We start from the raw sequence: 13,984 nt of genomic DNA, 5'->3' as shown, positions 1-13,984 counted from the left end.
ATATTTTTATTTAATAAGAGAGTAGCTTTTGAGCATGCTCCTTATGTTTAGTGGATCTAGTAAATGCGGTTACACCTGTTCGAGCTATTTCTTTTAGTTCGAAAGGTCTTAATAATTCAATCAAAGCCTCTACCTTATCAGAAGTACCAGTTACTTGAACGACAATCTGATCACGGCTTACATCAATAACCGAGGCTCTAAATGGTTCAATTAGACTATAAATTTCATTTCTTGTCGTTGCATTTGTACTTACCTTTATTAAGGCTAGTTCTCTAGCAATAACTGACTCTTCTGTTATATCTGCTACTTTTATCACATCAATTTGCTTATGAAGTTGTTTAATTAATTGTTCAACCTGTTGTAAATCCTCTACATGTACGACAAACGTAATTCTTGAAATATGATTTTGTTCAGTATGTCCTACAGAAATACTTTCGATATTAAAACGTCTTCTTGAAATCACTCCTGTAATTCGGTTAAGTACGCCACTGTTATTTAGTACAGTTGATGTAATGACTCGCTTCATTATTTCACCCCTTCCATTTGATGTATTCCTTTACCAGGAGGAACCATTGGCGTAACGATTTCAGCTTGATGAACTCGACAATCAATTAAAACTGGTCCGTCAAATTCAATTGCTTCTCTTAATTGACTTTCAACTAAATTTGGATCGGATATTGTAATCCCTTTAATACCGTAAGCTTCAGCAAGTTTCGTGAAACTAGGCTGGCAGTCTAATAGAGAACTAGAGAAGCGGTCATTATAAAATGCGGATTGCCACTGTCTTACCATTCCTAATGCTGCGTTATTTAAAATTAAAATTTTAACTTGTAAATTATGTTCTTTGATCATGCTCAATTCCTGCAATGTCATTTGGAATCCGGCATCACCTACGATGGCGACAACTAATTCATCAGGCTTTGCAAATTGTGCACCAATAGCAGCAGGTAATCCAAATCCCATCGTTCCAAGTCCACCTGATGTAATCCATTTATGTGGCTCGTCAAAAGGATAATACTGTGCCGCCCACATTTGATGTTGACCTACATCTGTGGAAATCGTCGCTTTCCCTTTTGTAATCGAATGGAGTATAGTTAAGACAGTTTGTGGTTTAATGACTTCTCTACTCGGTTCATACTGCAGTGGAAACGACTCTTTACGACTTTTAAGTAGTTCTAACCATTCACTATGATTTTGTTTATCTACTTTTTGTTTTAATAGAACTTTTAGAACTTCTTTAGCACATCCAACGATTGGAATATTTGTCGGAATAACTTTGTTAATTTCGGCAGGATCTATATCGATATGTGCTACAATCGCATTTTTAGCAAAGTGTGCTAAATTACCCGTCAGCCTATCATCAAATCTTGCTCCAATGTTAATTAGTAAATCACTTTCATACATTGCCATATTTGCTGTATAAGTTCCGTGCATACCACCCATTCCAAGGAATAATTCCTCATTTGCTGGAAAACCACCTAGTCCTAATAGCGTATTGACAACTGGGATATTGTACTTTTTGATAAATTCGGTAAACTCATCAGCTGCTTTTGCATGTAATATACCTGCGCCAGCTAGAACGACTGGTTTTTTAGCTTTTTCAATCGCTTCTATTAATTTTGTTATTTGAATATAATTTGGTTCATAAGTCGGTTGATAACCTGGTAATTGAACTTCTACTTCGTCTTTTTTCACTCCTTTTTCAACCATCATATTTTTTGGTAGATCAATAACGACTGGACCTGGGCGGCCTGTTGAAGCAATATGGAATGCTTCTTTTACGATTTGTGGGACATCTTCAACATTACGCACTTGGTAGTTATGTTTTGTTACTGGCATTGTAATTCCAATCACATCTGCTTCTTGAAAGGCATCCGTTCCGATTACATTTGTAGCAACCTGACCAGTGAAAACAACTAGTGGTAATGAATCCATCATTGCATCTGCTAAACCAGTGACTACATTTGTTGCACCTGGTCCACTTGTTGCAATGACAACTCCTGGACGACCAGTCACTCGTGCATATCCTTCTGCAGCGTGGATCGCCCCTTGTTCATGTCTTGCAAGTATGTGAGGGATATCAGCATCATAAAGTGCATCATATAATGGTAATACTGCCCCTCCAGGGTAACCAAAAATCATTTCAACATTTTCATTTTTCAAAGCATCAATTAGTAAATTTGCACCTGACAATTCTTTTGACAGAGTTCTCATCGAATGATGACTCATTTCTACTTTTCCCTCCATTTTCGGATAAGATTTACCCATTTATTCGCAATAAAAAAAGCCATAACTCCACACTTCAGCAGATGCTGAAGGGGCGAAAGACTTTTCGCGGTACCACCCTTCTTCTTAGGTTAATAACCTAACTTTGGGATTTTGGCTAACCAAAATCTGGTTATAACGTGACCAACGTTCAAGCCTACATTACAAATTAATTCAGCTTGACACTCAAGAGTGAGTTTCATTAATCAAGGTCATCGGTTCACACCAGCCACCGACTCTCTGAAGATCCTTTTCATAACTACTTTTCTCTTTCAATGCTTTTTCATATTTTTAATATTCCGCCTGTATTAGCAGATGTTACTAACTTGGCATATCTTGCTAAATAACCCGTTTTAACTTTTGGTTCATGTAATATATTTGTATTTTTACGAGATTCTAATGTTTCGTTTGATACTGATAATGTGATACTTCTTGATAAAAGATCGATGATGATTTCATCGCCGTCTTCAATATATGCAATTGGTCCACCTTCAGCCGCTTCTGGAGAAATATGTCCGATAGCAATTCCTCTTGTAGCACCCGAAAAACGACCATCTGTAATTAACGCAACTTTTGTTCCTAAACCTCTTCCGACAATTGAAGAAGTTGGTGCTAGCATTTCAGGCATTCCAGGCCCACCTTTTGGACCCTCATATCGAATGACAACGACATGCCCTTCTTTAACGAGACCTTTGTCTATTGCTTCAACCGCTTCATCATGTGAGTCAAAACAAATTGCTTCACCAATAAATGTTTGGATTGAAGGATCAACAGCACCTACTTTAATAACTGCTCCGTCTGGGGCTAAATTCCCATGTAAGATTGATAATCCGCCTGTATGTGAATAAGGATTTTCTTTTTTACGAATCACTTCACTATTGGAGATTGTAGCTTCTTGCACATTCTCGAATAAAGTTTTTCCCGTAATTGTAATGCGGTCACTATTAATGGCTCCAGGAATAGTAGTTAGCTCTTTAATTATTGCTGGTACACCACCTGCTAAATGAACATCATGCATTGAATAGTGTGAGGCGGGACTAATTTTAGATAAATAAGGTACTCTTCTAGCTACATCATTTATATCTTTTAAGTCGTAATCAACTCCTGCTTCATTTGCGATAGCCATTAAGTGTAAAACAGTATTTGTAGATCCACCCATTGCCATATCTAGTGCAAATGCATCATCAATTGCCTCTTTTGTAATAATGTCCCTTGGCTTTATTTCATTTTCAATACAATCCATTAGATGAATTGCTGCATCACGGATTAATTGATGTCTCTCTTTACTAGTTGCAAGTATAGTCCCGTTATACGGTAGTGCTACACCAAGCATTTCCATAATACAATTCATTGAATTTGCTGTGAACATCCCAGAACATGATCCACATGTAGGACATGCTGACTTTTCAATATCGAGTAATTCTTCTACACTCATTTTTCCTGATTTAAAAGCACCTACACCTTCAAATACTGAAACAAGAGATAGAGCCTTTCCATCTTTAGATAGACCTCCTGCCATTGGCCCACCTGATACAAAAACTGCTGGTACATTTGTACGAACAGCTGCCATTAGCATTCCAGGTGTGATTTTATCGCAGTTTGGCATATAAAATACGCCATCAAACCAATGTGCATTAATAACAGTTTCGGCTGCATCGGCAATGATTTCCCTACTTGGTAAAGAGTACCTCATTCCGATATGTCCCATTGCAATTCCATCATCGACACCAATCGTATTAAACTCAAATGGAACTCCACCAGCATCTCGAATTGCTTGTTTTACAACATCAGCCATTTCCCTTAAATGAATATGACCTGGAACAATATCAATATATGAATTACAAATCGCTATAAATGGTTTATTAAAATCTTCCTCTTTAACACCTGCCGCTAATAATAAGCTCCGATGTGGCGCTCGGTCGATTCCTTTTTTGATCATGTCACTTCGCACAATTTATCACCCTTGTTTTACGTAAATTTTTTCTCCATCTTCTACTACTAATTGACGAAATGCTTTTAATAATCTTTGGGTATGTGGGCCCGGTTTCCCATCACCGATCACACGTCCATCTACCTTAGATACGCCAATTACTTCAGCTGCTGTTCCTGTTAAGAAAACTTCATCGGCAACATAAACATCATGTCTAGTGAACAATTTTTCCTCAACTTCATAACCTAAAGTTTCACCTAGTTCCATAATTGCATTACGCGTAATTCCTTCTAATGCACCTGCTGAACTTGGTGGAGTAATTAACTTATTCCCTTTTACTAAAAAGACATTATCTCCTGAACCTTCAGCTACAAAGCCTTGATCATTTAGCATTAGTGCTTCTTGAACACCAGCTAGTTTCGCTTCAATTTTTACTAATATGTTATTTAAGTAATTTAAAGACTTAATTTGTGGATTTAATACATCACTTCGATTTCTTCTTGTTGCTACTGTTACAATTTCCATACCATTTTCGTATAGTTCTTGTGGAAACAGAGCAAGTTGTTCAGCAATGACAACTACATTTGCTCTTGGACAAGAAGTTGGATCTAACCCAAGATTGCCTTCACCTCTTGAGACGACGAGTCGAATATAACCACTATGTAAACTATTTCGATTTACAGTATCAACTACAATTTGTGTTAACTCTTCTAAAGAATAAGGAATTGTTAATAAAATTGATTTTGCTGATTCATATAATCGAATAAGATGTTCTTTTAAACGAAATACATTGCCATCATAAACGCGAATCCCTTCGAATACTCCATCTCCATATAGATATCCATGATCATATACAGAAACTTTTGCATCTTGTTTTTGAACGAATTCACCATTTAAAAAAATCTGTTGCTCTGTCACGGTTAATCCTCCTCAAGAGTTAAAATATTTGTACTTACTTTATTCCAATCTACAAAATAAATCAACAAGTTTTTAGAAAATTTAAAATTCATAATTTATTCAAAAATCGTATAAATATTGGTAAATCAACAATGAAAACCTTTACATTTTTTCAAAATAATTTTTCGACAAAATTTTACTCTTGAAAAATGTTTTTAAAAGGATTATCATATGGTTAATTTATACAGAATTTTCTGTAAATTAAAATCGGAGGCGAGTAAAAAATGGCTACTTTACAAATTAATGGGACTGTTAACGAAATCAATGAAGTGTTGAAAGTAATGAGTAATCATTTTGACATTCAGATTAAAGACGACGAAAAATCCGATCAAGGGTATTCAGTAGACTTCTCTTATGAAGAATGGGAAAATGATGCGTTTGTAAGTGAGATGTTAACTGGAGCCTATAATGATTAAACACTAAAGTTCTTATCGTATGATAACAAAAAGAGGGTAGCCTTAGTTTTTAGGCAACCCTCTTTTTTTTCGCTTACTACTAAATAAAAGATCGAAACTATTTACTTTGATAGAACAGCAAGTGCCGCTTAGAGCAGTTCACCTGATCAATAAGACAGTCCATTTCGTTTATTTTAGCAAACCCTCTTCCTTCAAAAACTCTCTAGCTACACTTTCGGCAGATTTTCCACCAGCATTAACTTTGTAATTCATTTCACGCATTTCATCATTCGTTATTTTATTTTGTAATTTATTTAATATTATTTCAACTTCGGGATGTTTTTTAAGTGTTTCTTTTCGCAAAAGTGGTGCACATTGATATGGTGGGAATAAATTTTTATCATCAACTAATACTTTCATGTGATAACTTTGGAGCTCACTATCAGTTGAATAGGCATCAATAATCGAGAGATCCCCCGATTGAATTGCGTCATATCTCAATTTTGGCTCCATCGTTTTTACATGTTGAAACTTTAGTCCATATAATTTTTGCAATCCTAAATATCCGTCTTCACGATCTGTAAACTCTAAAGTGAAACCTGCTTTTAACTGATTTGCCACTCTAGTTGTGTCTGAAATTGAATCGATTCCAAATTGTTTTGAAATGTGCTCTGGAACAGCTAATGCATATGTGTCGTTAAATTTCATAGGTTTTAAATAGCTCAAATTATACTTTTTTGCTAAACCTTCTGCAGCTTGTTCATATACTGCATTTGCATCATTACTAACAGCCTTTTCTTTCAAAAATGTCGAAACGACGGTACCTGTATATTCTGGATAAATATCAATATCACCTTTTTTTAATGCATTAAACACAAATGTTGTTTTACCAAAGTTTGGCTTGACTTCAACGTTTAGATTTGTTTCATCCTCAATCATTAATTTATACATATTCATTATTATTTCTGGTTCAGCACCTAATTTCCCAGCAATTACTAAGTCCGTCTTATTCCAAGACTTAATCGTTAATGGAGAAAATAATAATGCTAATAAAATAAAACTAGCAGTAATAATTCTTAATGAAAAACTTTTAAAACTCTTCTTCTCTATTAATCTTAAAATAAAATCAAACATAATGGCTAAAAGTGCTGATGGTATTGCTCCGATGATGATTAAATTCATATCGTTACGATCAATACCTAATAATATTAAACTACCTAATCCACCAGCTCCTATTAAAGCAGCAATTGTTGCAGTTCCAACAATTATAACCATCGCAGTTCGGATTCCTGCCATTATAACTGGTAATGCTAATGGTAATTCAACCTTAAAAAGTCTTTGTCTACCGTTCATTCCTAACCCAGTTGCAGCCTCTAATAAAATTGGATCAATTTCCTTAATTCCGGTATATGTATTTCGTAAGATCGGCAATAATGCATATACACTTAACGCAATTACTGCTGGAATCTTTCCAATCCCCACTAATGGTATTAATATCCCTAACAGCGCCAATGAGGGTATCGTTTGAATAACTGCTGTAGTTCCTATCACAAATTCAGAGAGCACTTTCTTTTTCGTTAAATAAATGCCAATTGGGACGGCTAACATTATTGCAATAATTAGTGCAAACACTGAAATTTGAATATGCTCTAATAAAGCCGTTAATAACTGTTCTTTTCTATTTCCAAGCGTCGTTGTAATTGATGTGAGAAACATTTTAAACCCACTCCTTTACAACAGCTTTACCACGATAATTGTCAATAAATTGTTCAACAAAAGGATTGACTGGAGTATTTAAAATTTCATCCTTCGTACCTACTTGAACTAACTCACCATCGTGCATGATCCCTATTCTGTCTCCTAAATAAAATGCTTCGTCTAAATCATGAGTAACAAAAAGAATCGTTTTATTAATCTTTGTTTTTAATTGTTTAAGTTCCTTTTGTAATTGTAATCTAGTAATCGGATCTAATGCACTGAATGGTTCGTCCATTAATAATAGATCTGGATTCCCTGCTAAAGCCCTTGCTACACCTACCCGCTGCTGTTGACCACCAGATAACTCAAAGACCGGTCTTTTACAAAACTCTATAGGACTTAAGTTTACTAATTCTAATAATTCTCGGGTGCGCTCTTTTATTTGTGCTTTATTCCATTTTTTTAATTCTGGCACAATTGAAATATTTTCTTCAACATTCAAATGGGGAAATAGTGCAATTTGTTGAAGTACATATCCAAACTCTCTCCTCAAGCTATGTTCATCATAATCCTTAATGTTTTTATCACGATAAAAAATTTCACCGTCAGTTGGTTTAATTAATCTATTTATTAATTTAATAGTTGTTGTTTTTCCACAGCCACTAGGACCAATTAACACAAAACACTCACCTGTTTGAATTGTAAAAGATAAATCAGAAACGGCACTTTTTCCACTTGAATACCTAAAAGAGATATTTTGAAATTGGATCATTCTAGTCCTCCCTTAAAAAAGCCTATAAGTATATATAGTTAGAGGACAAGTTTTCTTATGCTTTAAGTAATAAAAATGGGAAAAAAGAAAATTTTTTTCATTATTTGTTAAAATTTTAAGAATTTTAATAGATTTTGTAGTAAATAGAGTAAATCTTTGTTAGAATGAGAAAATCATTTTTAAAAGTAACTATGGTTGAGGTGAATTATTTGAATACTTTAACAAAAAAAGAAATACTGTTTATTGGATTTATGTTGTTTTCCATGTTATTTGGTGCTGGTAATCTAATTTTCCCAGCATACATTGGACAAACAGCCGGAGAAAATGTATGGCAAGCAATTATTGGATTTATTATTTCGGATGCGGGAATTGCGATTTTAGCTTTTATTGCGATCGCGAAATCCGGTAATTTTGATACGCTTGTAAAAAGAGTACATCCTATTTTTGCACTCCTCTTCCCGATGGCCATTTACCTGTCAATTGGACCTGGCCTTGCTATTCCGCGAGCTAGTAGTCTAGCATATGAAATGGGTGTTAAACCATTTCTGTCTGAAGGTTTGGCTGTTTCGCCTTTAGGACTATTCGTTTATACGATTGTGTTTTTTAGTATCGTTTATTGGTTTGCTAAATCACCTTCAAAATTAGTTGACAGATTCGGTAAAATACTAACTCCTGCTTTACTAATCTTAATTTTAATTGTTTTTATTAAAGCAATGTTTACAGACCTAGCTAGTTTTAAGGATGCTTCCTTAACATACAAATCTAATCCTCTCTCACAAGGAATACTAGATGGCTATCAAACAATGGATGGGATTTGTGCATTAATCTACGGAATTGTTTTCATCAATATTTTTAAAAGATTAAATGTTACAAATCAAAAATTACAAATTAAGTATTTAATTATATTCGGTTTAATTTGTGCATTATTATTATCGATGACTTACTTTATAATTGGCTACTTAGGTGCATCGGCATCGATTCCAGGACAAATTGACAATGGAGCAATCGTCTTAACGATTGTCATGAAGCAATTATTTGGTAATGGTGGAACGATTGTTTTAGGACTTATTTTTACACTTGCATGTTTAAGTGTATGTATTGGTTTAATTACATCATGTTCTCAATATTTTAATAGTATTTTCCCAAAATTATCTTATAAAAAATGGGCAATCTTATTATGTTTCATTAGTGGCTTCGTAGCAAATCTAGGACTTACACAAATATTAAAAGTATCCGTTCCAATATTAGGTCTTTTATATCCAGTGGCAATTGCACTGATTGTACTAGCACTATTACACGATCAATTACCATTTAAAGGTAGACCTGTTTATTTCGTAACAATATTGTTTGTTGGAATTTATAGCTTAATCGAGATTATCAATTCATCATTACTAAATAACGGACTAAACGAATTATTATCGATTGTTCCAATGCAAAGTAAAGGATTCGGTTGGATCCTACCTGGTTTTATCGGTTTTGTAATTGGGTGTGTTACGGAGAAGTTTTTCGTTAAAGAATATACTGAAGTAAAGAACGCAGCATAAATAATAAAGAGCGATCATCAGCATAAGCACTTCCTGAGGACGCTCTTTTTTTTGTTAAAAATGCGTACTAAGTTTTTTTTTTACTAACAATGATGGATTTAATTCGCTGATACTTTTTTGTCCGGATAAAGCCATCGTTAAATCAAAATCAGCTAAAATATTTTTCATTACTTGACTTACCCCATTTTTACCCGCTAGCGCTAGGCCATACATATACGGTCGACCAATTAATACTGCATCAGCACCGATTGCTAAAGCTTTATATACATCTGATCCCCTTCTAATGCCACTATCCATTAAAATTGGTAATCTACCTTTTAATTCACTACAAATAGTCTCTAATGCATCTAAAGTACTAATTGTTCCATCAACTTGTCTTCCACCATGATTCGAAACGACAATGCCGTCCATACCATATTCAAGTGCAAGCATCGCATCGTCCTTATGTAAAATTCCTTTTAATAAAATTGGTAACTTAGTTTGACTTCGCAAAAATGCTAAATCAGTCCATGTTAACGCAGGGTTACCAAAAAGTCTTGTCCATAATAGAATGGCTGACTGCGGATCTTCTTCAGGTGATTTATTTAATCGTGAGCGAAATACAGGATCCTCTAAGTAATTACCAATACCTTGCCCTTGTAAAAATGGTAAATAGGCATTTTCAATATCTTTTTCTCTCCACCCCATAATTGAGGTATCAAGCGTAATAACAATCGCCTCGTAGCCATTTGCTTCTGCACGTTTCATCATACTTGCTGCTATTTCCATATCGCTACTACAATATAGTTGATACCATTTAGGTGAATCACCTAGAACAGTTGCAACCTTTTCTAATGAGTAAGTTGATGCAGTACTAGTAATGTATGGAATATTCAATTCTGCTGCTGCTCTAGCAGCTTCAAGTTCCCCTTCTGGATGCGCAATCGACTGGACACCGATTGGAGCAAATAAAATTGGCGAATTATATGTTTTACCAAATAAATTAATACTGATATCACGCTCAGCCACATTACGTAACATTCGCGGTACAATTTTCCACTTATCAAATGCTAATCGATTTTCATTCATCGAGCGCTCGCTACCCGCGCCCCCTGCTATATAATAAAATGGCCCTTCCTCTAACTGATCTTGTGCTAACTTTTCTAAGTCTTCAAATCTAACAGGAATCTCACTTTTTTTTCCACTACTATACACTTGCAATTGAATATTATTTCCGAAATTCTTCATTCGAAACACATCCTAAAAAAAATTAGTAACCGTTTAAATATTCTAATTTCGTTCAAATAATTCCTTTATTTTTCTTTATAAATCATTCGACATTTTGAATATTTATGAAATTCCTAATCTTATTCAATACTTATTTAAAATTTTGTTTGAATGATATGATTCTATTTTTATTTTTCTTATAAGTAATGAATTTATTTCAGATAGATCACTTAAATAAGTTCTTAAATACGCTAATAGAGTGTACAAATAAGTAAGATACCCTTTTTATATAATGGTTTATTTAAATAATCTTAATTTGATTAACGAATTTGATTAAAACTTCTTTATATTAATTTAAGAGATTAGATAGATAATAAATACTTTTCGCCCTTATTACTATAAAGGTGGTGTTATGTTTGAAGCACTCTGATTGGATTAAATTAAGTGTAAGGCTTGCTTACGAAAACTTATTAAATAAGAATGGTGGACCATTTGGAGCAGTTATTGTCCAAGGTGGAAAGGTAATTGGTGCTGGCGTAAATGGAGTCACAACTTTAAATGATCCAACCGCTCATGCAGAGGTCCAAGCGATTCGAAACGCATGTCAAAATTTAGGTACATATCTATTAAAAGATGCTGTCTTATATACGAGTTGTGAACCTTGCCCGATGTGTCTAAGTGCTGCCTATTGGTCTAGAATTTCAAAAATATATTATTTTTTCACAAAAGATGATGCTGCAAAAATTGGATTTGATGATGCACATATTTATGAGGAACTTTCACTTCCATATGAAGATCGAACGATCCCTAGTGAACAAATAATGATTAATGTCAAAGATATTGAAAACCCTTTCATCGTTTGGTCAAAAGATAAAAGTCATGTACATTACTAATCGAAATAAAAAAAGGTTGCTCATTAATAAAATAATGGGCAACCTTTTTAACATTTTCTTTTACAAATATTAATCTTTTAGCTCATGGTCTTGCTTTGACTCTTCAATTACCACTAAATTTGAAGAATCATCTTTTACGTTATTATTTTCTTTCCAAATTTTATACTTTTCAATATCTTTATTAATTTGTTTAAATGTATAAGCTAAAATCGTAGCGTCATCTAAAAAACCTAATCCGACGATAAAATCCGGTACTGCATCGATTGGACTGACAAAATAAAGTAATGCCCCAATCACTGTCAAAATTGATTTGGTGGAAATATCTCTATAACTGCCATTCATATATGATTTAAATAGATCAATAAATAAATTTACTTTTTCCCAAGCTTCACCTAGCGCACCCTTTTTATCTGGTGCCAACTTGGCTGCTTTTTTCAATAAAATTGTTGATTTTTCTTTATTTCCTAAATAGGAAGAGGCTTTCTTTAAATATTTTTTATAAAACTTATTTTCATTTGACTCAGTCATTAGTTCTCCTCCTTTTTTATAGTTTAGCAAAAATGAAAACAAGATGAAAGTACGAAAAACCACTAATCATTTGATTAGTGGTTTCGATTATTTCTCAGAGCTTCACTAAAATGTGAAAGGAGAAATTTACTTATTATATAACTCTTCTACTTGCTTTTGTAAATCCTTATTCTCTAAGAACTCATCATAAGTGCACTCTTTATCAACTAAACCGTTCGGTGTTACTTCAATGATACGGTTTGCAATTGTTTGAATGAACTGATGGTCATGAGATGTAAATAATGCTGTACCTTTGAAGGCAATTAAACCATTATTTAATGCTGTAATTGACTCTAAGTCTAAGTGGTTAGTAGGATCATCTAATACTAAAACGTTTGCTCCACTTAACATCATTTTTGAAAGCATACAACGAACTTTTTCTCCCCCAGATAAAACAGAAGCTTTTTTCATTACTTCTTCACCAGAGAATAGCATACGTCCTAAGAAACCACGTAAGAAGCTTTCAGACTCATCTTGTGGAGAAAACTGACGTAACCATTCGATTAAGTTCATATCACTATTTTCAAAGAACTCAGAGTTATCTTTAGGGAAAAATGCTTGAGAAGTTGTTACACCCCATTTAAATGAACCCGTATCTGGCTCCATCTCACCCATTAAAATTTTAAATAAAGTTGTAATTGCAACGTCATTTTTACCAACAAACGCAATTTTATCGCCTTTATTTACAGTAAAACGTACATTATCTAGTACTTTTTCACCATCGATTGTTTTTGAAATTCCTTCTACAGTTAATAAATCATTACCAACTTCCCTCTCTGGCGTAAATCCAACGAAAGGATAACGACGAGAAGATGGTCTAATATCATCAAGCGTAATTTTATCTAAAAGTTTTTTACGTGAAGTAGCTTGTTTTGCTTTTGATGCATTTGAGCTAAATCGAGCGATAAATCCTTGTAATTCTTTAATTTTCTCTTCTTTTTTCTTATTAGCGTCAGCCATTAATTTTTGAGCTAATTGACTTGACTCATACCAGAAATCATAATTACCAACATAAAGTTGAATTTTACCAAAATCTAAATCAGCCATATGTGTACATACTTGATTTAAGAAGTGACGGTCATGTGATACAACAATAACTGTGTTTTCAAAGTTAATTAAGAAGTTTTCTAACCATTGAACAGCTTTAAGATCCAAGTTATTCGTAGGCTCATCTAGTAAAAGAATATCAGGTTGACCAAATAATGCTTGAGCAAGTAAAACTTTTACTTTCTCACCAGCTTGTAATTCAGCCATTTTTTTATAATGTAAGTCTTCTGTAATACCAAGACCTTTTAATAAAATCGCAGCTTCTGATTCTGCTTCCCAACCATTTAACTCTGCAAACTCACCTTCAAGTTCTGCAGCTTTCATACCATCTTCTTCAGTGAAATCTTCCTTCATATAAATTGCATCTTTTTCTTTCATTACTTCATAAAGACGAGTATGACCCATAATAACAGTTTGAAGCACTTCAAACTCTTCATATTCAAACTGGTTTTGTTTTAATACTGCAAGGCGTTCACCTGGCGTTACAATAACATCACCAGTAGAAGGCTCGATATCACCAGATAAAATTTTAAGAAAAGTAGATTTACCCGCACCATTAGCACCAATTAAACCGTAACAGTTCCCTGGTGTAAATTTTATATTAACATCATCAAATAATTTTCTGTCCGCAAAACGCAAACTTACATTGCTTACTGTAATCATTTTAATTTTATTCCTCCAACTCTTTTGCTCTACTCTTTACAATACCA

12 protein-coding genes and 1 other annotated feature are annotated in these 13,984 nt (G+C 33.8%); of the genes, 3 read left to right on the top strand and 9 right to left on the bottom strand.

The features are described from left to right. Positions 1-10: 10 nt before the first annotated feature. From ilvN to ilvE, 4 genes are all read right to left on the bottom strand, one after another. Positions 11-526 (bottom strand): acetolactate synthase small subunit, encoded by a 516-nt coding sequence (gene ilvN / locus CN925_RS17860; RefSeq protein WP_098848179.1) that lies wholly within the window; start codon positions 524-526, stop codon positions 11-13. Then, positions 526-2,214 (bottom strand): acetolactate synthase large subunit, encoded by a 1,689-nt coding sequence (gene ilvB / locus CN925_RS17855; RefSeq protein ID WP_286138480.1) that lies wholly within the window; start codon positions 2,212-2,214, stop codon positions 526-528. The genes ilvN and ilvB overlap by 1 nt, the downstream gene beginning before the upstream one ends. A 99-nt stretch (positions 2,215-2,313) precedes the next feature. Further along, positions 2,314-2,550: a binding site (T-box leader), on the bottom strand. Continuing rightward, on the bottom strand, positions 2,549-4,216 hold the full coding sequence (ilvD, locus tag CN925_RS17850; RefSeq protein WP_098848178.1) for a dihydroxy-acid dehydratase: 1,668 nt from the start codon (positions 4,214-4,216) through the stop codon (positions 2,549-2,551). (Overlaps the previous feature by 2 nt.) Positions 4,217-4,222: 6 nt before the next feature. Beyond that, positions 4,223-5,113 carry a branched-chain-amino-acid transaminase gene (ilvE, locus tag CN925_RS17845; RefSeq protein WP_098848176.1) on the bottom strand — a complete coding sequence of 297 codons (891 nt, stop codon included), beginning with the start codon at positions 5,111-5,113 and terminating at the stop codon, positions 4,223-4,225. Positions 5,114-5,376: 263 nt separating this feature from the next. On the opposite strand from ilvE, the gene CN925_RS17840 reads away from it, so the two are divergent. Then, positions 5,377-5,568: a hypothetical protein gene (locus CN925_RS17840; RefSeq protein ID WP_098848174.1), complete on the top strand. Its 192-nt coding sequence runs from the start codon at positions 5,377-5,379 to the stop codon at positions 5,566-5,568. 168 nt (positions 5,569-5,736) lie between these two features. On the opposite strand, the gene CN925_RS17835 is transcribed toward CN925_RS17840, so the two are convergent. Continuing rightward, the gene (locus CN925_RS17835; protein WP_098848172.1) at positions 5,737-7,263 is read right to left on the bottom strand and encodes an ABC transporter permease/substrate-binding protein; all 1,527 of its coding nucleotides are present in this window, start codon (positions 7,261-7,263) and stop codon (positions 5,737-5,739) included. 1 nt (position 7,264) lies between these two features. Next, positions 7,265-8,017, bottom strand: coding sequence for an ABC transporter ATP-binding protein (locus CN925_RS17830; RefSeq protein WP_098848170.1), 753 nt, complete (start codon positions 8,015-8,017; stop codon positions 7,265-7,267). A gap of 209 nt (positions 8,018-8,226) precedes the next feature. On the opposite strand from CN925_RS17830, the gene brnQ reads away from it, so the two are divergent. Continuing rightward, positions 8,227-9,561, top strand: coding sequence for a branched-chain amino acid transport system II carrier protein (gene brnQ, locus CN925_RS17825; RefSeq protein ID WP_098848168.1), 1,335 nt, complete (start codon positions 8,227-8,229; stop codon positions 9,559-9,561). A gap of 54 nt (positions 9,562-9,615) precedes the next feature. On the opposite strand, the gene CN925_RS17820 is transcribed toward brnQ, so the two are convergent. Beyond that, a complete protein-coding gene (locus CN925_RS17820) occupies positions 9,616-10,788 on the bottom strand; it encodes an alpha-hydroxy-acid oxidizing protein (protein ID WP_098848166.1) in 1,173 nt (390 codons plus the stop codon). Between the two features lie 395 nt (positions 10,789-11,183). Between CN925_RS17820 and CN925_RS17815 the strand changes: the two genes are divergently transcribed. Further along, positions 11,184-11,660, top strand: a complete 477-nt coding sequence (locus tag CN925_RS17815; RefSeq protein ID WP_098848164.1) for a nucleoside deaminase — start codon at positions 11,184-11,186, stop codon at positions 11,658-11,660. 69 nt (positions 11,661-11,729) lie between these two features. Here CN925_RS17815 and CN925_RS17810 read toward each other — a convergent pair whose 3' ends face one another. After that, positions 11,730-12,188: a YkvA family protein gene (locus CN925_RS17810; RefSeq protein WP_098848162.1), complete on the bottom strand. Its 459-nt coding sequence runs from the start codon at positions 12,186-12,188 to the stop codon at positions 11,730-11,732. A 126-nt stretch (positions 12,189-12,314) separates the two neighbouring features. After that, positions 12,315-13,937 (bottom strand): ABC-F family ATP-binding cassette domain-containing protein, encoded by a 1,623-nt coding sequence (locus CN925_RS17805; protein ID WP_098848160.1) that lies wholly within the window; start codon positions 13,935-13,937, stop codon positions 12,315-12,317. Positions 13,938-13,984 lie beyond the last annotated feature (47 nt).

It is taken from the genome of Bacillus sp. AFS055030 (assembly GCF_002574545.1).
In the GTDB taxonomy this organism is placed as follows: Bacteria; Bacillota; Bacilli; order Bacillales; family Bacillaceae_G; genus Gottfriedia.
Note: the sequence above shows the minus strand (reverse complement) of the source record. Positions and strands in the feature narration are given on the sequence as shown.

Bases quoted from the DNA above. Each gene is read 5' to 3' on its own strand.
- ilvN (WP_098848179.1), bottom strand. From the start codon at position 526: ATGAAGCGAGTCATTACATCAACTGTACTAAATAACAGTGGCGTACTT.
- ilvB (WP_286138480.1), bottom strand. From the start codon at position 2,214: ATGAGAACTCTGTCAAAAGAATTGTCAGGTGCAAATTTACTAATTGAT.
- CN925_RS17840 (WP_098848174.1), top strand. From the start codon at position 5,377: ATGGCTACTTTACAAATTAATGGGACTGTTAACGAAATCAATGAAGTG.
- CN925_RS17835 (WP_098848172.1), bottom strand. From the start codon at position 7,263: ATGTTTCTCACATCAATTACAACGACGCTTGGAAATAGAAAAGAACAG.
- CN925_RS17830 (WP_098848170.1), bottom strand. From the start codon at position 8,017: ATGATCCAATTTCAAAATATCTCTTTTAGGTATTCAAGTGGAAAAAGT.
- CN925_RS17820 (WP_098848166.1), bottom strand. From the start codon at position 10,788: ATGAAGAATTTCGGAAATAATATTCAATTGCAAGTGTATAGTAGTGGA.
- CN925_RS17810 (WP_098848162.1), bottom strand. From the start codon at position 12,188: ATGACTGAGTCAAATGAAAATAAGTTTTATAAAAAATATTTAAAGAAA.
- CN925_RS17805 (WP_098848160.1), bottom strand. From the start codon at position 13,937: ATGATTACAGTAAGCAATGTAAGTTTGCGTTTTGCGGACAGAAAATTA.